Genomic DNA, 20,929 nt, shown 5'->3' with positions numbered 1-20,929 from the left:
GTCAGTCGTCCGTTTCGCCGGCCTCGTACAGCGCTTCGCGCCCGATTCGGTCGAGGCAGAGCTCGGCGGTCCAGGGCAGCATCAGCGAGCCGCAGCGGCTGTCGCGATAGATCCGCTCCAGCGGCAGCGAGCGAAGCATGGCCTGACCGCCGCAGGTGCGGATCGCTAGCGCGGCGAGCTCATTGGCGCCCTCCATCACCGAATATTGCGCGGCATAGGCGCGCAGAACCTGCTCCTTGGTCGGATTGGCGCGTGCTTCGGTCACTGCCTGAAACCAGATTGTCTTGATCTGCTCCAGCTTGATCTGCATCTGCGCGACCGCGATCTGCTTGGTCGGGTACATCCGCCGTTTGACCGGCGGCATGCCCGGAACCTCGCCGCGCAAGTAACGTACGGTGAAGTCATAGGCGGCTTGTGCGAGACCCATATAGGTCGGCGACAGCGTCAGGAACATGTGCGGCCAGCGCATCGCGGCCTGGAAATAGACGCCACGGGGCATCAGCGCGGAATCATCCGGCACGAACACGTCCTTGAACAGAAGCGTCCGTGAGACCGTGCCGCGCATGCCTAGCGGATCCCAATCGCCGACGACGGAAACACCTTCCGACTTGGCGGGAATCGCAAGGTAAAGCGTGTTGCGGCGCGAAGCCTTCTCGCCTTCCTCAATCTCGGTGCAGAGCACGCCGTAATAATCGGCATGACCCGAGAGCGACGCAAAGATCTTCTTGCCGTTGATGATCCAGCCGCCTTCGACCGGCCTTGCTTCCGTGCCGAATGCGACCCCACCGGCAGCCGCCGCGCCTCCTTCGGAGAAGGGCTGCGAATAGATTGCGCCATCCTCGACGATGCGCTTGTAGTGGACTGCGCGCCGCCGTTCGTGCTCGGCGCGCGCCTCTTTGTCCATGTCGAGATCGTCGGCAAGGGGACCCGACCATAGCGTCGAACAGACGTGCATGTTCCATGTCAGCGCGGTCGCACCGCAATAGCGGCCGATCTCGGCGGCCGCCAAGGCATAGGTCTGATAGTTCGCGCCGAGGCCGCCGTGCTTCTTGGGGACGGCAATGCCGAGCAGGCCGACGCGATGCAGGTCGCGATAATTCTCAGTCGGGAAGATCGCCTCGCGATCGTAGGCCGCCGCGCGCGTAGCGAACACGCTCTGGCCGATCTCGCGGGCGCGCGTGACGATGCCGGCCTGCTCGTCGCTCAAGCGGAACGCGACAGGATCGAAGATCGGCGCATCCAGCGCAACCTTGTTGGTCGTGCCGATCGTCTTGCTGACTTGCATGGTCATCGCGCAGTTACCTTAGGCTTTGGTCGCGAGAGAGTTCAGAAACCGGGCGAGAGCGCCGTCAAAGGCACCGGGGCGTTCGAGATTGGCGAGATGGCCCACGCCGGCGAGCTCGACATATTCAGCTCCCGGAATAAAGGTCGCCGTCTTTGCCATCATCGGCGCAGGCGCGTTGTTGTCCTTTGAGCCGGACAGCAGCAGGGTGGGAACGGAGATATTCCCAAGCGTGCTGCGCTGATCGAAGCCGATGAGAGCCAGCATCATGGCGCGATAGCTGGCCTCAGGCACGCTCCCCATGCATTCGCGGGCAAGCTCCATCCAGTTCGGATCCGGATCGTCGCCGACGAGTTCCTTCACCAGCGACGGGGCCAGCGACTTCATCGTCTCCCCGCGCTCGAGCGGCCCGAGCCGCGCCGCGACGAATGATTTCTGCCAGTCGCCGTCGGCGTTGCCGAAGGCCGGGCTGGTCTGCGCCAGCACGACCGCGCGTGCCAGTTTGGGAAACTGCACCAGCCACCTTTGGACGATCATGCCGCCGATGGAATGGCCGATCAGAACAGGCCCGCTGACGCCGAGTTGCTCGATGAACTGCTGGAGTGCTTCCGCCAGGGCAGCGATGCTGACGCTGGCGAGCGGCGCCGATCCGCCATAACCCGGCATATCCCATGCGATCGCGCGGAAGCGGTCGCCGAAGTTGGCAAGCTGCCGCCGCCAGGCCCGCGCCGCGCCGCCGATGCCATGCAGGAAGATCAGAGGTATCGCGCCCGGATCGCCCGCGGCCTCATAGGCGAAGCGTCCGTCCTTTGTTATCATTGGCACAGGCTGCGACACGCGACATCCTTTTTGCTGGGCCCTTCGATGCTAACAGGCTTGCCGGCGATGGGAAGCGATAATTTTACACTTAAAGCAATTTTCGGGCCGGGCGCCATGCGGGCGTTCGCGATGTCGATCGGCGCTTTCGTTGCAAAAACTTGAAGGTTAAAATATATCGGGGAACGATCAGCAGCCCAGGGAGCCAGCGCATGTCCGGATTGCCGCATTCGCCGCATGCGCTGGTGACCGGAGGCGGTCGCGGCATCGGCCGTGCGATAGCTGCTTCTCTGGTCGGCGCTGGCGCGACCGTGACCGTGCTTGGCCGAAATGCGGCGGTTCTCGAAGAGGCGGTCAATGCAGGTGCCGCGCACTTTGCGGCTGTCGCTGATGTCTCGAACGAAACGTCACTGAAAGGCGCCATTGCCGCGGCAAGTGCGCGCAAGCCGATCGACATTCTCATTGCCAATGCGGGCAGCGCTGAATCGGCGCCGTTTGCGAAATCGGATACCGCCCTTTTTGCGCGCATGATGGATGTCAATTTCATGGGCGTGGTCCACGCCGTCCAGGCTGTGCTGCCGGGCATGAAAGATCGTCCCTATGGCCGCATTGTCGCGGTTGCGTCCACGGCCGGGCTCAAAGGCTACGCCTATGTCAGCGCATACGCTGCCGCTAAGCACGCCGTGGTCGGGTTCGTGCGGTCCCTTGCCCTCGAGATGGCTGGAAGCAACGTCACCGTGAATGCGGTATGTCCCGGCTTCACCGACACCGATCTCGTTGCCGGCAGCATCGAGAATATCATGAAGAAGACGGGGCGTAGCCGCGAGCAGGCCGTCGCAGAGCTTGCGAAACACAATCCGCAAGGGCGCCTGATCACGCCTCAGGAGGTCGCTGACGCGGTTCTCTGGCTGTGCGGCGAGGGCGCCGGCGCGATCACCGGACAGGCGATCGCGGTTGCCGGTGGTGAAATCTAAGCTGCGCAAGGCCCGAACCAAGGAAGCCAAGGAGATCGCATGAGCAGACCCGCCAATCCCGTCACCGTGCCGCTTGCAGACTATTCGCCGCAGCACTTCCTGCTGGCCGTGGTCGACGGCGTTGCCACGGTCACGCTCAACCGCCCCGAACGAAAGAATCCCCTGACGTTCGAAAGCTACCGGGAATTGACCGATTTCTTCCGTGCCTGCGCTTTCGACGACGCGGTCAAATCCATCGTCGTCACCGGTGCCGGCGGCAATTTCTCGTCCGGCGGCGACGTGTTCGAGATCATTGGTCCGCTCGTGAAGATGGACACCAAGGGGCTGACCGCCTTCACGCGGATGACCGGCGACCTCGTCAAGGCGATGCGGGCCTGCCCGCAGCCGATCGTGGCCGCGGTCGAGGGCATCTGCGCCGGGGCCGGGGCGATCATCGCCATGGCATCGGACATGCGCCTTGCGGCAAGCGGGGCGAAGGTGGCGTTCCTGTTCAACAAGGTGGGGCTGGCCGGCTGCGACATGGGTGCTTGTGCGATCCTGCCGCGCATCATCGGGCAGTCCCGCGCCTCCGAACTGCTCTACACCGGCCGGTTCATGACTGCGGAAGAGGGCGAGCGCTGGGGCTTCTTCAGCCGCATCGTCACGCCGGAGCAGGTGCTGCCCCAGGCGCAAATTCTGGCGAAACAGATCGCCGAAGGGCCGACCTTTGCCAACACCATGACCAAGCGGATGCTCGCCATGGAATGGGCGATGTCGGTCGAGGAGGCGATCGAAGCGGAGGCCGTTGCCCAGGCGCTGTGCATGACTACGGCGGATTTCGAGCGTGCTTTCGAGGCGTTCGCCAACAAGGTCAGGCCGGTCTTCAGGGGCGACTGAGCCGGCCGCTATTATCCTGAGCCAAGCCAGGAATGGGGCTTGCACGAAATTATTTTAGGCTTAAAATAGTTTTCATGGCCGGTCGAATTGGCGAGGCTCCCATGAAAGTCGCGATCATCGGTGGCGGACCTGCGGGTCTTTACGCGGCAATCCTGCTGAAGAAGCAGCGGCCAAGCGCCGACGTCGCCGTGTATGAGCGCAACCGCGCCGACGACACCTTCGGCTTCGGCGTGGTGTTCTCGGATGCGACGCTCGATAATTTCGAGAAGCACGATCTTCCGAGCTACCGCCGCATCACCCAGGAATTCGCCTATTGGGACGACATCGCCGTGCATTTCCGCGGCACGGTGCACCGGGTCGGCGGCAACGGCTTTTGCGGCTGCTCGCGACGCAAGCTGCTTTTGATCCTTCAGGAGCGTGCGCGAGAGCTTGGCGTCGCGCTGCAGTTCGAGGTGGACATCGGCGATGAATCCCGCTTCGCCGATGCCGATCTCATCCTCATCGCCGACGGCATCAACAGCCGTTTCCGCGAGAAATACGTCGATCATTTCCAGCCGGAGGTCGACGTCCGCTCCAACAAGTTCGCCTGGATGGGATCGACCAGGCCGCTCGATGCCTTCACCTTCATCTTCCAGGAAACCGAGTGGGGCCCGTTCATTGCCCATGCCTATCAGTATGAGGCTGGGCATTCGACCTGGATCTTCGAGACCGATCCTGAAACGTTCGAGCGGGCGGGGCTGACAGGGCTGGACGAGGCTCAGTCCGCCGCGCGGATGGCAGACATCTTCGGCTGGTTCCTCAATGGGCACAAGCTGCTGACGAACCGCTCGATGTGGCGCAACTTCCCCATGATCCGCAGCAAGCGCTGGGTCAAGGACAACATGGTCCTGCTCGGCGACGCCAAGGCCAGCGCGCATTTCTCGATCGGCTCGGGCACGAAGCTTGCGATGGAGGATGCGATTGCGCTGGCCGAAGCCATGGAGAGGGCGCCCAGCATCGAGGCGGCGCTGCAGATCTACGAGAACGGCCGCCGCGAGGAGGTCGAGAAGACGCAGCATGCCGCCGACGTCTCGCTGGTCTGGTTCGAGCACGTCGACCGCTTCTGGAATTTCGACCCGGTGCAGTTCGCCTTCGGCGTCATGACGCGCTCGAAGGCGATCACATATGACAATCTGAAGCTCCGCGCGCCGGATTTCGTGGCGGAGGTCGACAAGTCGTTTGCCAGGCAGGTACGCAGCAGCGGCTTCGATGTCGACACCGATCGGCCGATGGTGCCGCTGTTCCAGCCGTTCCGCTTGCGGGAGATGAAGCTCGCCAATCGCGCGGTGATGTCGCCGATGTGCATGTATTCGGCGCGGGAGGGTGTGCCGACCGACTTCCACCTCGTGCATTACGGCTCGCGCGCGATCGGCGGTGCCGGGCTGATCTTCACCGAGATGACCTGTGTCAGCCGCGACGCCAGGATCACCCCCGGCTGCGCCGGCCTGTGGAACGACGAGCAGGAGGCCGCGTGGCGGCGCATCGTGGATTTCGTCCACGCCAATTCGGCCGCGAAAATCTGCCTGCAACTGGGCCACGCCGGCCGCAAGGGCGCAACCAGGTTGATGTGGGACGGCATGGACCGTCCCTTGGAGCAGGGCGGCTGGGAAGTTTTCTCGGCCTCACCGCTACCTTATTTTCCCGACAGCCAGGTGCCGCGTGAGCTCGATCGGGCCGGCATGAAAGCGGTGAGAGACGCTTTCGTCGCGGCGGCCGAGCGCGGCGAGCGCTGCGGCTTCGATATGCTCGAATTGCACTGCGCCCACGGCTATCTGCTCGCGAGCTTCATCTCCCCTCTCACGAACACCCGTACGGACGAGTATGGCGGCGCGCTCGAAAATCGGCTGCGCTTCCCGCTCGAGGTCTTCGAGGCGCTGCGCGCGGTGTGGCCCTTGCACAAACCGATGTCGGTGCGCATCTCCGCAACCGACTGGGCGGACGGTGGCATCACCGGCGACGACGCCGTCGCCGTAGCGCGCGCTTTCGCCGAGGCGGGTGTCGATCTCGTCGACGTCTCGACCGGTCAGACCGTGCGTGATGCGCAGCCCGTCTACGGGCGCATGTTCCAGACGCCCTTTTCGGACCAGGTCCGCAACGAGGCGCGCGTGGCCACCATGTGCGTCGGTAACATCACCACGGCTGACCAAGCCAACACGATCTTGGCCGCCGGCCGGGCGGATCTCGTCGCACTCGGCCGTCCGCACCTGGTCGACCCCTTCTTCACCATGAAGGCGGCGGCCTGGTATGGGGCAAACGACGCTTTCTGCCCCCCGCAATATCTGCCCGGCAAAGATCAGATCTTCCGCAACAGCGTGCGCGACCGGCAGGACCTCGAGGAGCTGAGAATTAAGGCTAAGCCCAAGACCCGGGCCGAGCTCAAGGCGGAGGCGACAAAGCCGCTTGCGGCGGAGTGACCGCCCGTGCGACGTTAACCCATTGCCTGTGTTTCGAGTGGAGTTAGGGCGATGAAGGCGATTATCGTCGGCGGCGGTATCGGTGGCCTCACCACGGCATTGATGTTGCGCTCGCGCGGCCTGGATTGCGAGATCTACGAGCAGGCCGACACCATTCGCGAACTCGGCGTCGGCATCAACACGCTGCCGCATGCCATGCGGGAACTGGCCGGGCTCGGACTGTTGCAGAAGCTCGACGACGTCGCGATCCGCACCGATCAGCTCTATTATCTCAACCGCCATGGCCAGGAGGTCTGGCGCGAAGCCCGCGGCATCGACGCCGGTCACGACGTGCCGCAATTCTCGATCCACCGCGGCCGGCTTCAGGGCGTCATCCATCGCGCGGTCGAGGAGCGGCTCGGCGCGAACGCAATTCACACCGGCTGCCGGCTTGGTGCTTTCACGCAGGACGAGGGCGGCGTCACGGCCTACTTCTTCGATCGCGCCGGCGCGCACGTCCACACCGCGCGTGGCGATATCCTGATAGGCGCCGACGGCATCCATTCGCGCGTCCGCGAGACGCTGTTCCCCAACGAGGGCCCGCCGTGCTGGAATGGGCTGATGCTGTGGCGCGGCGCCCGCGACTGGCCGCTGTTCCTCACCGGCAAGTCGATGATCGTGGCCGGGGGGCTCAATGCCAAAGTGGTGATCTACCCGATCGCGGAAGGATCGAGCCCGGCAAGCCGGCTGACCAATTGGGCGGTGCTGGTGAAGATCGGCGAGGGTAATGCCCCGCCACCGCGCAAGGAGGACTGGTCGCGCCCGGGCCGCCGCGAGGAGCTGATGCCGCATGTCGCGCGCTTCTCGGTTCCCTACATTGACGTGAAGAGCCTGATCTCGGCAACGCCCGAATTCTACGAGTATCCAACCTGCGACCGCGATCCCTTGCCCTATTGGTCGTCGGGCAGAGTCACGCTGCTCGGCGATGCCGCGCATCCGATGTATCCGGTCGGATCAAACGGCGCCTCGCAGGCGATCCTTGACGCGCGCTGCCTTGCGGATGCGCTGGTACGCGCCGAACACCCGCGCCAGGCGCTGCTGGAGTACGAGAAGAAGCGCCTGCCGATGACGGCCGAGATCGTCCGCTCCAATCGGCGCGGCGGCCCCGAGGGCGTCATCGACGCCGTCGAGCAGCTCGCGCCCGACGGCTTCGACAATGTCGACAATGTGCTGAGCTATTCCCAGCGCGAGGCGATCGTGCGGGGCTATGCCACGAAGGCCGGTTTCGCCGCGGTGCCGGGACTTGCGGCCGTGCGCGCTTAAGACAGGCTGCTAGCCGCCGGGCGGCGGCGGTAGGAAGTGGATGTTGAACTCGGCGGCCATCGCCACCACGTCCTCGGGCTTTTGCTCCTTCATGTTGTGAAGGCCCCAGAACAGGTCGAACAGCTTGCGGCTCGGGGAGACCCAGAACAGCACCTTTGCGGTCTGCTCCGACTTGTTGAAGATGCCGTGCGGCACGCCCATGCCGAGGCGGATCAGGTCGCCTGCCGTTGCCTGCGCTTCCGAATTGCCGAGCACGAAATCGAGCTTGCCCTCCAGCATGTAGAGATATTCATCCTGGTCGGGGTGAATGTGCGGCGGCACGAAGGTGCCCGGCGGCAGCGTCGCATGCCAGGAGAAACTGTTCTCGGCGTAGCTCTTCGGCACGTAGGTCTGGCCGAGGATGTTCCAGGAAATGCCCTGGATGCCCTCATTGGCGCGGGTGATGCCGGTGATTTCACTCTTCATTGCAGTCCTCCCGTAACACGCTTCGGCTCAGTTCGCCGCCTTGCAATCCTTGGCATAGCGATCGCCGTAATTCTCAAAGACCTTCTGCACGATCTCGGTCTGGAACTTGCCATCCGGACGCTTGGCCACCTTGGTCAGGTAGAAATCCTGGATCGGATAACCGTTGGTGTTGAACTTGAAGGCACCGCGCAGCGAGGTAAAGTCGGCCTTCTTCAAAGCGGCGGCGACCGCGTCCTTGTTGGACAGGTTGCCCTTCACGGCCCTGACGGCGCTGTCGATCAGCATCGCGGCATCGTAAGCCTGGAAGGCGTAGGTGCCGGGAACGCTGTTGTAGGCGGCCTCGTAGGCGGCAACGAACTTCTTGTTCTGGGGATTGTCGAGATTGGGCGCCCAGTTCGCGCCGCCGAACATGCCGACGGCCGCGTCCTGCTGCGCCGGCAGGGTCGATTCATCCACCGTGAACGCCGAGAGCACCGGAATGGTATCGGCGAGCCCGGCCTGCCGGTATTGCTTGACGAGATTGACGCCGAGGCCGCCGGGCATGAACGTGAAGAGAGCATCAGGCTTCTGCGACGAGATCTTGGACAGCTCCGGCTGGAAATCCAGCGTATTCAGCGGCATGTAGGATTCCTCGACGATCTCGCCCTTATAGTCGAGCTTGAACCCCGCGACCGAGTCCTTGCCGGCCTGATAGTTCGGGACCATCAGGTACATGCGCTTGTAGCCGCGATCCTGCGCGACCTTGCCGAGGATCTCGTGCACCTGATCGTTCTGATACGACGTCACATAGAAGAACGGGTTGCAGTCCTTGCCGGCGAAGGTCGACGGCCCGGCATTGGGACTGATCAGGAAGGTTTTCGATTCTGTGATGGGCCGGTGGATCGCCTGAAGGATGTTGGAGAAGATCGGGCCGACCACGAAGTCGACCTTCTCGCGCTCGAGAAGGCCCTTGACCTTCGTCACCGCTGCATCCGGCTTCAGCTCATCGTCGATGACGACGACCTCGACGTCGCGGCCGCCCATCTTGCTGCCGAGATCCTTCACTGCGAGCGTGAAGCCGTCGCGAACCTGTTGGCCCAGCGCGGCGGCAGGTCCCGACAGGGTCACGATCACACCCAGCTTGATTTTTTCCTGGGCGAGGGCAGGGGTCACCACGGTGCCGAGCAGCATTGCGGCTGCGGCTAAGGTCATTTGCGTCTTCATCATCTTCCCTCGCGTCGATTGGCTTGCGCTGCAAGCCACGTACTTCGATCCAAGCTTATGCCGATGACGGCCGCCGCGGCAAGCCGAGCTCGAGGCGGCTATCCCGCGGGCAGCTGCGCATGCAAGCGGCGCGCCAATTATTTGAAGCCTAAAGAAATTGACGTGCGGTCGATTATTGCAGCTTTGGACTTGCAGCCGGCGCCGATTTATTTGAAGCTCAAAACGTTGGGGAATCCGTGCCGGCGCCAAATGCCGGCCGTGAGTGACTGCAGCAACATGCTCGATTCCGAGACCAAGGCCGTCGAAACACCGGAGGACCACGCCGAAGAGCTTCGGCTGTGGCTGCGGCTCTTGACCTGCACGACGCTGATCGAGGGCGAGGTGCGCGGCCGGCTGCGGCAGCGGTTCGACGTCACGCTGCCGCGTTTCGACCTGATGGCACAGCTCGACAAGGCGCCTGACGGCATGACGCTGTCCGACGTCTCCAAGCGCATGATGGTCTCCAACGGGAACGTCACCGGTCTCGTCGAGCGTCTGGTGGAATCAGGCCATCTCGACCGGCGCACCTCGGAGACGGACCGCCGCGTCCAGGTGATCCGTCTCACAAAGCTCGGGCGTGCCGAGTTTCGCAGGATGGCTGCGGAACACGAGACCTGGATCGCCGATCTCTTCGCTGACCTCTCCCCGAAGGATGTGCGCGAATTGATGCGCCTCTTGGCCAAGACCAAGGCTTCGGCGCAGAAATCCGCCGCCCGGCGCCGGCCATAAACCGGCCGGCCGAGCAGACCGCCGATCCCCTTTGCCGCAGGAAAAAGCACGGCATGCCCAAAATCCGCTATTGCGCGAAATTGTTTTAAGCCTAAAATGTTTTCCAGATCGTGCTGCCGGGTGCAATCCATGCTGAAAGGAGCGTGCGATGGCCAACGCCGCCAAGATTCAAGTGTCGGGTCCGTGTGACGGCAATGCCGCGACGGCCCATGTCGATACGTTCGCGCAGCAGCATCTGCCGCCGCGCGAGCTCTGGCCCGAATTCATTTTCTCGCGGCCGGAGCTGCGCTATCCCCCGCGACTGAACTGCGTCAGCTATTTCCTCGATCGCTGGGTCGAGCAGGGCCAGGGCGATGCACCTTGCGTCATCAGCCCTGGCGTCAGCTACACCTATCGCGAGCTGCAGGCGCTGGTGAACCGCATCGCGAACGTGCTGGTCGGCAAGCTTGGTCTCGTCGCCGGCGGCCGTGTGCTGTTGCGCTCTGCCAATAACCCCATGATGGTCGCGACCTATCTCGCGGTGATCAAGGCCGGCGGCATCGTCGTAGCGACGATGCCGCTGCTCCGCGCCAAGGAGCTGTCCTATCCGATTCAGAAAGCGGCGATCACGCTGGCGCTGTGCGACGGAAAACTCTCCGAGGAGATGGAGAAGGCGAAGGCCGCAGCGCCCGGTCTCGAGCGCGTCGTCTATTGGGGCAATGACGCCTCCGATTCGCTCGAGGCGCTGATTGCGGATGCGAGCCCCGCGTTCAGGGCTCTCGATACCGCAGCCGATGACACCTGCCTGATCGCCTTCACCTCGGGCACCACAGGCGATCCCAAGGGCACCATGCATTTCCACCGCGACATGCTCGCGGTCTGCGATGGCTATGCGCGCAACATCTTGCGGGCCGAGCAGAAGGATCGCTTCATCGGCTCGGCGCCGCTCGCGTTCACCTTCGGTTTCGGCGGCGTGCTGTTCCCGATGCATATCGGCGCCTCCTTCGTGGTGCTGGAGAAGACCACGCCGGACGACATTCTGAATGCGATCGAGCAGTACAAGACCACGGTCTGCTTCACGGCGCCGACCGCATACCGGGCCATGCTCGGCAAGCTCGCAGGCCGCGACATCTCCTCGCTTCGCAAATGCGTCTCTGCCGGCGAAACGCTGCCCAAGCCGACATTCGAAGCGTGGCTGAAGGCCACCGGCATCAAGCTGATGGACGGCATCGGTTCGACCGAACTGCTGCACATCTTCATCAGTGCGACTGAGGACGAGATCCGCCCCGGCGCCACCGGAAAGCCCGTGCCGGGCTATGAGGCCAAGATCGTCGATGACGAGGGCCGCGACGTGCCGCCCGGGACGATGGGCCGCCTCGCCGTGCGCGGGCCGACCGGCTGCCGGTATCTCGCCGACGAGCGGCAGCGGAAATACGTCCAGAACGGTTGGAACATCACCGGCGACACCTATCTGATGGATGGCGATGGTTATTTCTGGTACCAGTCGCGCTCCGACGACATGATCGTGTCGGCCGGCTACAACATCGCAGGGACCGATGTCGAAGCGGCGCTGCTCACGCATCCGGCGGTCGCCGAGTGCGGTGTGGTCGGCGCCCCCGACGAGGCGCGCGGCATGATCGTGAAGGCCTATGTCGTTGCCGCACCGGGCGTGATGCCTGACCCTCAGCTCGTGGCCGAGTTGCAGGAGCATGTCAAACGCGAGATCGCGCCGTATAAATATCCGCGCGCCATCGAATTTGTGACGCAATTGCCGAAGACCGAGACCGGAAAGTTGAAACGTTTTGCGCTACGGCAGCTGGCGCAGGCCGCAGTGACGTCCTCAGGCGTCGCTGCGGAATGAGAGAAGGATAGAGAATTGTCTGTGACGACGCCGAAGGGCTCGCAACTCGCGGAGCTGCCGACAGCAGCCGAGGACGGGACGCGCATCAAGGCGCAGATCCTCCAGCCATCAGGCTGGCCGGTGCCGAAGGGGTATGCCAACGGCATGGCTGCCGAGGGGCGCATCGTCGTGACCGGCGGGGTGATCGGCTGGGACGCCGAAGAGCGTCTCGCCGACGGCTTCGTCGCGCAGGTGCGTCATACCCTAGGCAACATCGCCGCGATCCTGGCCGAGGCCGGTGCCCGCCCCGAGCACCTCGTGCGTTTGACCTGGTACGTCGTCGACATGGACGAGTACCTGGCCAATCTGAAGGAGCTGGGCAGGGTCTACCGCGACGTCTTCGGAGCGCACTATCCTGCGATGGCGCTGGTTCAGGTCGTTCGCCTCGTGGAGAAGGCGGCGCGCGTCGAGATCGAAGCCACCGCCGTCATTCCGCGCTGAGCTTGGCCGCGATCGGCTCGCCTTGGTTAAGCCGCGATGAAATGAGGTATGATTGCGCAACGACGGAGGTGCGATCCCTCCAGCTTGCGGGAGAGGATTGGGGAGAGGGCGCTTCCGCAATGGGACAATCCCCAAGAGGAGAAAGCCCTCACCCGGTGCTTCGCCATAGCCGAGGCTTTGCCTCGGCGTGTTTGAGATGACGGCCGCCAGAGGCGGCCCACGCCTCTCCCGCAAGCGGGAGAGGTGAACGAGCCGCCACAATCGATTCATCCTAAGGCCATTTCGCATTAGCTCGCCTTGGCGAGCTCGTCGTCCTCGGGCGAGTTCAGATAGACGCCCGACATGGTGTCGATCCAACACAGATGGTCGTGCACCTTCGTGACGCCCTCGACGTTCTCCGCTGCGACGATCGCGGCCTGCCGTGCGCGCTCCTCGGTGATCTATCTGAAAAGTGTGAGGCGGTTTTCCGAGAAGATCATGCTCAAACAATAAGCTGGGCGATGATGATCATCCCAATCTCGTCGCGCCTTAGACCTCCGGCTCGGAGCTCGGCGCGAGGTCCGAGGAGCGGAAGCGCTTGGTCTTGTCCAGTTTCCGGTAGGCCACTGACGCCGTTCGCAACAGCTTCTTTTCCCGCTTGCGATTGAGGAAGCGATGGCCGGCATCAAGGACGGCGCCGTTCAACGATGACGCGAGCGCCTGTCCCCGTACATCGTCGTTCAGTTGTCCGAGCGACCGTTGCGCCTTGCGCAATTGCTTGAGCATGGACTTCTGCTTCGCCGCCGCCGCTCCATCGGCGAACAGATCCGCAAGCGACTCGACCGAATAGGTCAGCCGCTTGTTGAGGAGCCGCAACTGGTGACGTCTCGCGACATCGAGCCTCTTCAGTTTCCGGGCCTTCTTGAGCAGCGTCGTCTCCCAGTCCGTCAGCCGTTCCCTCGCGTGGTCGGCGAGCGTGCGGCGGCGCAATCGAATGGCTTCCTTGCTACGCCGGGTCGACCAGGGGCCGCTATCGATCCACATCGAGGTCTGCTCGACCAGGCGGCGGTAACGCGCGGATTGCAGCGCGCGCGCCAGCAGCCGGTGGCTCTCGGCCCGTTTCTCGTCCCAGTGCTGAAGCTCGGCGATCACGGCAAGCTCGTCACCGCTCTCGGCGACGACCCGCTCGATGGCCACGTCGAGATCCCGCACCATGCCGAGCTGGCCGTTCAGCCATTTCAGTTCGGCCCAGACATTCGGCCGCCGGGCATCGTCGACCATCGGCGAGAAGAAGCGGATGGCAGTTCGCAGATGCGTCAGTGCGATGCGGATCTGGTGCAGCGCGTCGGGATCGCCGCGGCAAGTGCCGTCGTGCTGAGCGAGCACGGCGTCGAGGTGACGGCGGGCGATGATCCGGAACGCCGTATCGCAGGCCATGCCGGGGCTGAGGCGGGCGGGCAGGGCGTTGCGCCGCGCCGCCGGCTTGGCATGCGCGTTTGCCGTCGAGCTTGTGATGGATCGCGACATCCTTGCCCGCATCAATCCGATTGCCCTATTTGCCCCGCAGCGATCGCGTCGCGGCAGTTCTGGAGCGTCTGCTCTTGTGTCCCGGATGCATTGATGGTCGCCCAGTCGACATGGCCGATATTATAGTGCTCTTGCAGCGCGGCAACCTCTTGCGTGGCATCCGATGCGTCTCCCCGGCGGCTTCCGATCCGCGCTTGCCGGGTCGCGAGGTCTGCGACCAGGAACAGACCGTGCAGCGACACGTTGCGCTCGCGCGCGAGCGTGGTGACCGCATCGCGTTCGTCCTCGCGTGCGAATACGCCGTCGATGATCGCCGAATGGCCCTGCGCCAGCACCCGCCGGGCGTGCTGAGCCAGCGTGTCGTAGACGCGGGCCGTAACCTCCGGCGAATAGGCGGATGGCGGCAGGCGGTGCGTATCCGCGACCCCGAACATTTGCTTGCGGACGAGATCGCTGCGCAGCACGACGGCTCCCGGCTGCGGCGCGACGACCGGCGCGAGCGCGTGCGCCAGGACCGTCTTTCCGGTGCCGGACAGCCCGCCGACCGCAATCAGACGCGGAGCAGGAGGATGGATCAGCATCTCGGCGAGTTCAAAATAGCGCCGTGCCTGGTCAACAATACCGGGGGCATCGGAATGCGGTCGCTTTTGCCGTGCCAGGGCAACCTGGGCGCGGATCGCCGCCCGGATCGACATGAACAGCGGCAGGGCCGAGAGCGCGTCGAGATTGTCGGCCGGCGTGATGGCGAGATAGCGGTTCAGGATCATGTTCGCCGCGCTTGGCTGATGGTGCTGCAACAGGTCCATCAACGTGAATGCGAGATCGTAGAGCACGTCGACCGTTGCCATCTGCGCATCGAACTCGATCGCATCGAACAGCACGGGCCGATCATCGATCAGGACGATGTTTGCGAGATGCAGATCGCCATGACAGCGGCGCACGAAGCCCCGGCGGCCGCGCTCTGCGAGCAGGGGACGAATGCGTAGAAATGCCGCGTGCGAGGCTTTTCCGAGCTTTTCGATGTCTTCCGCGCTGAAATGTCCTCCGGCCCGCAAACCGTTGCTGTTGCCGTCGATCAGGGCAGGGATGGAGAAGACCCATGCATTTCCATTGGCGCGCGTCGCCGCCGCGTGTGACGCGGCGATTGCGTCGGCAGCCGCAGAGGCGAGCTTTGTGTCCAGCGGGCCGGCCTTGGCTAGATGATCGAGCGTCCTGCCTTCGTCAAAGCGCGACATGTCGACCGCATATTCGATCGGCCGGCCAGCGCCGTCGACCTTCACCGTTCCATCCGGCTCTTCTGTGATTGCCACGACGCGGTGGTAAATCTGCGGCGCCAGCGGCCGGTTGATCCTGATCTCCTCCTCGCAGGCCGCCTTGCGCTTCTCGAGTGTCGAATAGTCGAGGAACGGAAACCGGACGGCGCGCTTGATCTTCAGCGCGCGCCTTGCGTCCAGGAACACCGAGGCTGCATGCGTGTCGATCCGCGTCACGCCAGGATGTTCGGTCAGCATCTGGAAGACGCGCTCCTGGGCCGTCATTTCATCTTTCAGCGAAGCGGACATCCGAAGCACCATCAGGGCGTCAGCACGGCCGCGCCGAGAATCTGGCCGTTCCGCAGCATGCTCAAAACCTCGTTGGCCTGATCGAGCGGAAACGCCGTCGTCTCGGTGCGCACGCCGGCTTGCGGAGCGATCTTTAGAAAATCGAGGCCATCTCGCCGGGTCAGATTGGCGACCGAGACCAGCTGCCGTTCCTGCCAGAGCAGGTCATACGGAAAACTTGGAATGTCGGTCATGTGGATGCCGGCACATACGACGCGACCGCCTTTGCGGACGGCGCGCAACGCTGCCGGGACAAGCTCGCCGGCCGGTGCGTAAATGATCGCGGCATCGAGCGGCTCGTCCGGCATTTGGTCGGATGACCCGGCCCAGACCGCGCCGAGACGGCGCGCAAGGTCTTGCGCAGCCGCGTCGCCGCGTCGCGTGAATGCATGGACGGATCGTCCCTGCCAAACCGCGACTTGCGCGATGATGTGGCCGGCCGCCCCAAAACCGTAGAGGCCGAGCCTGTCGGCGGGGCCGGCGAGGACCAGCGAGCGCCAGCCGATCAGGCCTGCGCACAGCAGAGGCGCAATCTCCACGTCGCTCCCGGTCTCACCGAGCGGAAAAGCGTAGCGTGCGTCGGCGATGGTGTGGGTTGCGTAACCACCGTCGCGCGTGTAGCCGGTGAACAGCGGGGCGTCGCAGAGGTTTTCCATACCTTCCCGGCAGAAGCGACACTTTCCGCAGGTGAAGCCGAGCCAGGGAATGCCGACCCGGTCGCCAGGCGCATGTGTTGTCACATTTAGGCCTACGAGATCGACCCGGCCGACGATCTCGTGGCCAGGCACGATCGGATAGCGAATATCGGGCAACTCGGCATCGACGAGATGAAGATCGGTCCGGCATACGCCGCAGGCGCTGATCTTCACCCGGATCTGACCCTTGCCCGGCATCGGGTCAGGCCGCTCCTCCATCTGGAGCCGTGCTCGTGGGGTCGACAACACCATCGCACGCATGAGTCTCTCCGGGGCGAACCGCTCCGATTGAAGTATTCATAGAATGACCCAGCGGCCAGTCCTTGACGTCGGTCAACGCCTGTTCCCGGGCGACCGGACGGAGTTTCCCCTACCTTGACGAGGATCAAGCGTCTCGACGTCAGCCGGCCTATTGTGGTGGCTGAGGTGCCCATCAAGGACGTCTTGCTGTCCCTTGTCGGCCAGCCGCGCGGGCCAGCCCTGGTTGCGATCGAGAAATGCGTGGCTGTCGCAGCGGATCTCGGCGCCAGGATCACCGCGCTCGTGCTCGAGGAAGAAGATGTTTTCGAGCGGCCGAAGGTGATGCTGCCTTACGATCGCGATTTCGTGCAGGCCAGTCCTGGGGCCGGCGACATGCAACAGCTCCTGAACGCCTTCAGCAACGCAGCTTCTCGGGCCAACATGCGCGCCCAAAGCCGATCGGGTAAGGTGCCTGCGGATCAGATCGGGGCGATCCTGGCCGAGCATGCCCGCTTCAGCGACCTCACGCTGGTTCCGGTAAAACCGCACGACAGCCGAACGGAGGCATGGTCGAGGCCTCCTTGTTCGAATCGGGTCGACCTCTTCTGCTCTGTCCCGAACATCTCGCGGACGAACTTCGGCCCGAATTCGAAAACGTCATGATTGCCTGGGATCACTCCGCGCGTGCAGTCGGCAACGCGTTGCCCGTCGTTCGGGCTGCCGCCTCGGTTCGCGTGCTGACTGTGGCGGAGGACAAGACTGACGCGATCATGCAATCCGGAGCGGCTCTCGTCGATCATTTGAGGGAACACGGTGTCTATGCTTCGTTCGAAACGACGAAAGGCGGGGGCAGCTCGATCGGCAAGGTGTTGGGAAGCTGGGCGAATTCCCATGGTATCGATGCGATCGTGATGGGCGCCTATCATCATTCTCGCCTGAACGAGATCGTATGGGGCGGTGTGACAAAGACCGTCATTGGCCAGCCACCGTGCTGGGTTATGATTTCACACCAGGCGCCTGCTTCCGGCCTGATCGTCAACCATCGGAACCGCCGGTGACCCGGCGTATTTGCTTCCATGTCAATTTATCGTCTGAACAACCTGCTGTCGCCGCGCTCAGTTGCGCTGGTCGGGGCGAGCGCCCGTCCGGCGTCGGTGGGACGTGCCGTCCTGGAGAACATTCGCAAGGCCGAATTCAAGGGGCAGTTTGGCCTCGTCAATCTGCGCCATGCCGAGATCGGCGGCGTCGCGGCGGTGAAGAGCCTGGACAGGTTGAACTTCGTGCCCGAACTCGTGGTCATCACCGCGCCCGCGAGCGAGATTCCAGACATTATCGACCAAGCCGGGCGTCGCGGGTCTGCGGGTGCGCTGATCGTCTCGGCCGGGCTCGGCCAGGGGCCGGGATCGCTGCACGAGGCTACAAGCACTGCTGCCCGCAAGCACGGCATGCGGCTGATCGGGCCGAACTGCCTCGGCATCATGATGCCCGGCGTCAGCCTGAACGCCAGTTTCGCCGCGCACATGCCGGGAACGGGCAACCTCGCGCTGATTTCGCAATCGGGCGCGATTGCCGCCGGCATGGTGGATTGGGCCGCGCAGCGCGGCGTCGGCTTCTCCGGTATCGTCTCGATCGGCGATCAGATCGACGTCGACATTGCCGATCTGCTCGACCATTTCGCGATGGATCACAAGACCCGCGCGATCCTGCTCTACATCGAGGCCATCAAGGACGCGCGCAAGTTCATGTCGGCTGCGCGCGCCGCCGCGCGCGTGAAGCCTGTCGTCGTGGTGAAGTCTGGCCGCATGGCGCAGGGTGCGAAGGCCGCTGCCACGCATACCGGCGTGCTTGCCGGTGCCGACGCCGTCTACGACGCGGCGTTCCGCCGCGCGGGCGTGCTGCGGGTGTCTGATCTGCGTGAGCTGTTCGATTGTGCCGAGACACTGGGCCGTGTCGAATCCCCGACGGGCAAGCGTCTCGCCATCCTGACCAACGGTGGCGGCATCGGCGTCCTCGCCGTCGATCGATTGGTCGAGCTCGGCGGAGTTCCGGCAACCATCTCGGCCGACGCGCGCAAGAAGCTCGATGCGGCGCTGCCGCCGACCTGGTCCGGTGCAAATCCCGTCGACATCGTGGGCGACGCCGATGCCTCGCGCTACGCGGCGGCGCTGGAGGAACTGCTGGCCGATCGCGACAATGACGCAGTCCTCGTCCTCAACGTGCAAACCGCGATCGCCTCGGCCGCCGAGATCGCGACGACCGTGACGGAGCTCGTCGGCAAGTATCGCGAGCAGCACCGCCGGTGGGCGAAGCCCGTATTGGCGGCCTGGGTTGGGGCCGATCAGCACATCATTCAGGCACTCTCCGGCGCCGGTGTGCCGAACTATCCCACCGAGGACGATGCCGTGCGCGGGTTCATGCATCTGGTCCGGCACCGCGAAGTGGTGGAGGAGCTGAGCCAGGTGCCTCCCGCGATGCCCGATACGTTCGTTCCGAACACCAAGGGGGCGAGAGAGATCGTCGCCGCCGCGATCGCGGACGGTCGTGAATGGCTCGAGCCTGTCGAGATCAAGCACCTGCTCGAAGCTTACGACATCGCGATGGTGCCGACCTATGCGGCAACCGATGTCGAGCAGGCGGTGGCCTATGCGAAGCATATCTTCGCACAGGGCGGCACCGTCGTGCTGAAGATCATGTCGCGCGACATCATCCACAAATCCGATGTCGGCGGCGTCGTGCTCAACCTGACCACTCCCGAAGCCGTGCGAGGCGCTGCCACCGGCATTCTCGCGCGGGCGAAGAAGCTGCGTCCGGAAGCCCGCCTCGGCGGCGTCATCGTCCAGGCGATGGTCGTCAAGGCAAAGGCCCGCGAGCTGATCCTGGGTCTCGCCGACGATCCGACCTTCGGTACGGTGGTCGTCTTCGGCCGCGGCGGGACGGCGGTGGAGATCATCAACGACAAGGCGCTTGCGCTGCCGCCGCTCGATCTGCAACTGGCTCGCGATTTGATCGACCGCACGCGCGTGTCGCGGTTGCTGAAGGCCTACCGCGATGTGCCGGCGGTCAAGCAGGATGCCGTGGCCATGGTGCTGGTCAAGCTGGCGCAGATGGCCGCCGACATTCCCGAGATCCGCGAATTCGACATCAATCCGCTGCTGGCGGACGAAACCGGCGTGACCGCGGTGGATGCCCGCGTCGCGGTCGGGCCGCCGCAGCGGAAGTTCGCCGGCTCCGGCCCGGCCAATTTCGCCGTTCGCGCCTATCCGTCGCAATGGGAGCGGCGCCTCAAGCTCAAGGACGACTGGCGCATCTTCGTGCGGCCGATGCGCCCTGAGGACGAGCCGACCATCCACGAATTCCTGCGTCACGTCACGCCGCACGACCTTCGCCTGCGCTTCTTCGCACCGATGAAGGAGTTCACCCACGAGTTCATCGCGCGCCTGACCCAGCTCGACTATGCACGTGCGATGGCCTTCATCGCATTCGACGAGGCCACCGGCGAAATGGTCGGCGTCGTCCGGCTCCATTCGGACTCGATCTACGAGAGCGGCGAATACGCGATTCTGCTGCGGTCCGATCTCAAAGGCAGGGGGCTCGGCTGGACCCTCATGCAGCTGATCATCGACTACGCGCGGGCGGAAGGGTTGAAGTTCATATCGGGCGACGTGCTCCAGGAGAACACCGTGATGCTCGACATGTGCCGGCAGCTCGGCTTCGAGGTCAAGCCGGATCCGGCCGAGCCTGATATTTGCGACGTCAGGCTAAAGCTCTGAACTCGCATCGGCGGGCGTCTTGGCCGTCGTCCGCAAATTCTTGAGCATGAGCGCGATCAGCGGCACCAGCGCCGGCACGATCGTGCTGAGCGGATGATGCACTGCGCCGGACACCCGGGCCAGCAGCGCACGGGCCTCGAGCTGGAGGGCTTCGATGGAGGCGCCGTGAATTTCGTTGGCGAGCTCGATATCACGCCCTGACGGTGCGCGGCCGGGGTCCTGCTCGGCCGAGGCGCGGCCGACGAGAAGGTTGCGACCTTTCTACTCGGCTGGCGTGAGCGGCAGGTCGCGCTCAAGGTCAGGCCGCGGCCATGGCCTCGACGCGAGCCGAATCCGGGAGGAGCATGATGCCCGCTGATGCGTTGCTGGTGACCATTGTCGTCGTCGCGATCTTCGTCGCATTTGCCGCAGTTCTGGCTTGGGCAGACCGGCAAACCAGCACCGGCCGGCTCATCTCGAGTCCAAGCGCTGAAGCTCATCGTCCGCGTCCGGCGCGCCGACGACCGATGCGCAAGCGGGCGCGGGCGTTCGGCAGCGCCTCAACGCAATATCGGCTTGCGCTGCTTGCAACCCTGCATCGACCGTGATGTATCGACACATCCTTCGGATGCATCCTTGCGACTTTACCACGGCCATTTCGTGGCATTTGCCTCAAATC

Annotated in this window: 16 protein-coding genes and 3 pseudogenes; 10 read left to right on the top strand and 9 right to left on the bottom strand. The window is 64.1% G+C overall.

Annotated features, from left to right (window positions below; genetic code table 11):
* Position 1 precedes the first annotated feature (1 nt).
* Positions 2-1,291, bottom strand: coding sequence for an acyl-CoA dehydrogenase family protein (locus EAV90_RS17650; RefSeq protein ID WP_129144172.1), 1,290 nt, complete (start codon positions 1,289-1,291; stop codon positions 2-4).
* A 12-nt stretch (positions 1,292-1,303) separates the two neighbouring features.
* Positions 1,304-2,119 carry an alpha/beta fold hydrolase gene (locus EAV90_RS17645; RefSeq protein ID WP_129144171.1) on the bottom strand — a complete coding sequence of 272 codons (816 nt, stop codon included), beginning with the start codon at positions 2,117-2,119 and terminating at the stop codon, positions 1,304-1,306.
* 191 nt (positions 2,120-2,310) lie between these two features.
* Between EAV90_RS17645 and EAV90_RS17640 the strand changes: the two genes are divergently transcribed.
* The 4 genes from EAV90_RS17640 to EAV90_RS17625 all read left to right on the top strand — a co-directional run bounded on the left by EAV90_RS17640 (position 2,311) and on the right by EAV90_RS17625 (position 7,703).
* Entirely contained in the window at positions 2,311-3,072 is a 762-nt protein-coding gene (locus EAV90_RS17640) for an SDR family NAD(P)-dependent oxidoreductase (RefSeq protein WP_122402256.1), read from the top strand.
* 39 nt (positions 3,073-3,111) lie between these two features.
* On the top strand, positions 3,112-3,948 hold the full coding sequence (locus tag EAV90_RS17635; RefSeq protein ID WP_122402257.1) for an enoyl-CoA hydratase family protein: 837 nt from the start codon (positions 3,112-3,114) through the stop codon (positions 3,946-3,948).
* 101 nt (positions 3,949-4,049) lie between these two features.
* Complete coding sequence (locus tag EAV90_RS17630; RefSeq protein ID WP_129144170.1) at positions 4,050-6,401, top strand: bifunctional salicylyl-CoA 5-hydroxylase/oxidoreductase; 2,352 nt, start codon at positions 4,050-4,052, stop codon at positions 6,399-6,401.
* A gap of 51 nt (positions 6,402-6,452) precedes the next feature.
* Positions 6,453-7,703 (top strand): flavin-dependent oxidoreductase, encoded by a 1,251-nt coding sequence (locus tag EAV90_RS17625; protein ID WP_122402259.1) that lies wholly within the window; start codon positions 6,453-6,455, stop codon positions 7,701-7,703.
* Positions 7,704-7,712: 9 nt separating this feature from the next.
* On the opposite strand, the gene EAV90_RS17620 is transcribed toward EAV90_RS17625, so the two are convergent.
* Together EAV90_RS17620 and EAV90_RS17615 are read right to left on the bottom strand one after the other, a co-directional pair.
* A complete protein-coding gene (locus EAV90_RS17620; RefSeq protein ID WP_018643141.1) occupies positions 7,713-8,168 on the bottom strand; it encodes a cupin domain-containing protein in 456 nt (151 codons plus the stop codon).
* Positions 8,169-8,195: 27 nt separating this feature from the next.
* Positions 8,196-9,371 (bottom strand): ABC transporter substrate-binding protein, encoded by a 1,176-nt coding sequence (locus tag EAV90_RS17615; protein WP_164936994.1) that lies wholly within the window; start codon positions 9,369-9,371, stop codon positions 8,196-8,198.
* Positions 9,372-9,620: 249 nt separating this feature from the next.
* Between EAV90_RS17615 and EAV90_RS17610 the strand changes: the two genes are divergently transcribed.
* From EAV90_RS17610 to EAV90_RS17600, 3 genes are all read left to right on the top strand, one after another.
* Positions 9,621-10,139, top strand: a complete 519-nt coding sequence (locus tag EAV90_RS17610) for a MarR family winged helix-turn-helix transcriptional regulator (RefSeq protein ID WP_162500193.1) — start codon at positions 9,621-9,623, stop codon at positions 10,137-10,139.
* 148 nt (positions 10,140-10,287) lie between these two features.
* The gene (locus EAV90_RS17605) at positions 10,288-11,979 is read left to right on the top strand and encodes a benzoate-CoA ligase family protein (protein WP_129144169.1); all 1,692 of its coding nucleotides are present in this window, start codon (positions 10,288-10,290) and stop codon (positions 11,977-11,979) included.
* Between the two features lie 15 nt (positions 11,980-11,994).
* Positions 11,995-12,459 carry a RidA family protein gene (locus EAV90_RS17600; protein WP_208738511.1) on the top strand — a complete coding sequence of 155 codons (465 nt, stop codon included), beginning with the start codon at positions 11,995-11,997 and terminating at the stop codon, positions 12,457-12,459.
* 287 nt (positions 12,460-12,746) lie between these two features.
* On the opposite strand, the pseudogene EAV90_RS40640 reads toward EAV90_RS17600, so the two are convergent.
* The 4 genes and pseudogenes from EAV90_RS40640 to EAV90_RS17575 all read right to left on the bottom strand — a co-directional run.
* Positions 12,747-12,899: pseudogene (locus EAV90_RS40640) on the bottom strand (BON domain-containing protein); the annotation flags it as partial.
* A gap of 88 nt (positions 12,900-12,987) precedes the next feature.
* Positions 12,988-13,965 (bottom strand): CHAD domain-containing protein, encoded by a 978-nt coding sequence (locus EAV90_RS17585; RefSeq protein ID WP_129144167.1) that lies wholly within the window; start codon positions 13,963-13,965, stop codon positions 12,988-12,990.
* Between the two features lie 11 nt (positions 13,966-13,976).
* Complete coding sequence (locus tag EAV90_RS17580) at positions 13,977-15,503, bottom strand: bifunctional aminoglycoside phosphotransferase/ATP-binding protein (RefSeq protein WP_164936986.1); 1,527 nt, start codon at positions 15,501-15,503, stop codon at positions 13,977-13,979.
* 35 nt (positions 15,504-15,538) lie between these two features.
* Entirely contained in the window at positions 15,539-16,522 is a 984-nt protein-coding gene (locus EAV90_RS17575) for a zinc-dependent alcohol dehydrogenase family protein (protein WP_129144166.1), read from the bottom strand.
* A 165-nt stretch (positions 16,523-16,687) separates the two neighbouring features.
* Here EAV90_RS17575 and EAV90_RS17570 point away from each other — a divergent pair.
* Both EAV90_RS17570 and EAV90_RS17565 read left to right on the top strand, forming a co-directional pair.
* Positions 16,688-17,559: pseudogene (locus tag EAV90_RS17570) on the top strand (universal stress protein).
* Positions 17,560-17,577: 18 nt separating this feature from the next.
* The gene (locus EAV90_RS17565; protein WP_129144165.1) at positions 17,578-20,271 is read left to right on the top strand and encodes a bifunctional acetate--CoA ligase family protein/GNAT family N-acetyltransferase; all 2,694 of its coding nucleotides are present in this window, start codon (positions 17,578-17,580) and stop codon (positions 20,269-20,271) included.
* Here the strand turns inward: EAV90_RS17565 and EAV90_RS17560 are convergent.
* Positions 20,260-20,484: pseudogene (locus EAV90_RS17560) on the bottom strand (phage holin family protein); the annotation flags it as partial. The gene EAV90_RS17565 and the pseudogene EAV90_RS17560 sit on opposite strands and share 12 nt — an antisense overlap.
* A gap of 131 nt (positions 20,485-20,615) precedes the next feature.
* Here EAV90_RS17560 and EAV90_RS17550 point away from each other — a divergent pair.
* Positions 20,616-20,858 (top strand): hypothetical protein, encoded by a 243-nt coding sequence (locus EAV90_RS17550; protein WP_129144164.1) that lies wholly within the window; start codon positions 20,616-20,618, stop codon positions 20,856-20,858.
* Positions 20,859-20,929 lie beyond the last annotated feature (71 nt).

It is taken from the genome of Bradyrhizobium vignae (assembly GCF_004114425.1).
Taxonomy (GTDB): Bacteria; Pseudomonadota; Alphaproteobacteria; order Rhizobiales; family Xanthobacteraceae; genus Bradyrhizobium; species Bradyrhizobium vignae.
Note: the sequence above shows the minus strand (reverse complement) of the source record. Positions and strands in the feature narration are given on the sequence as shown.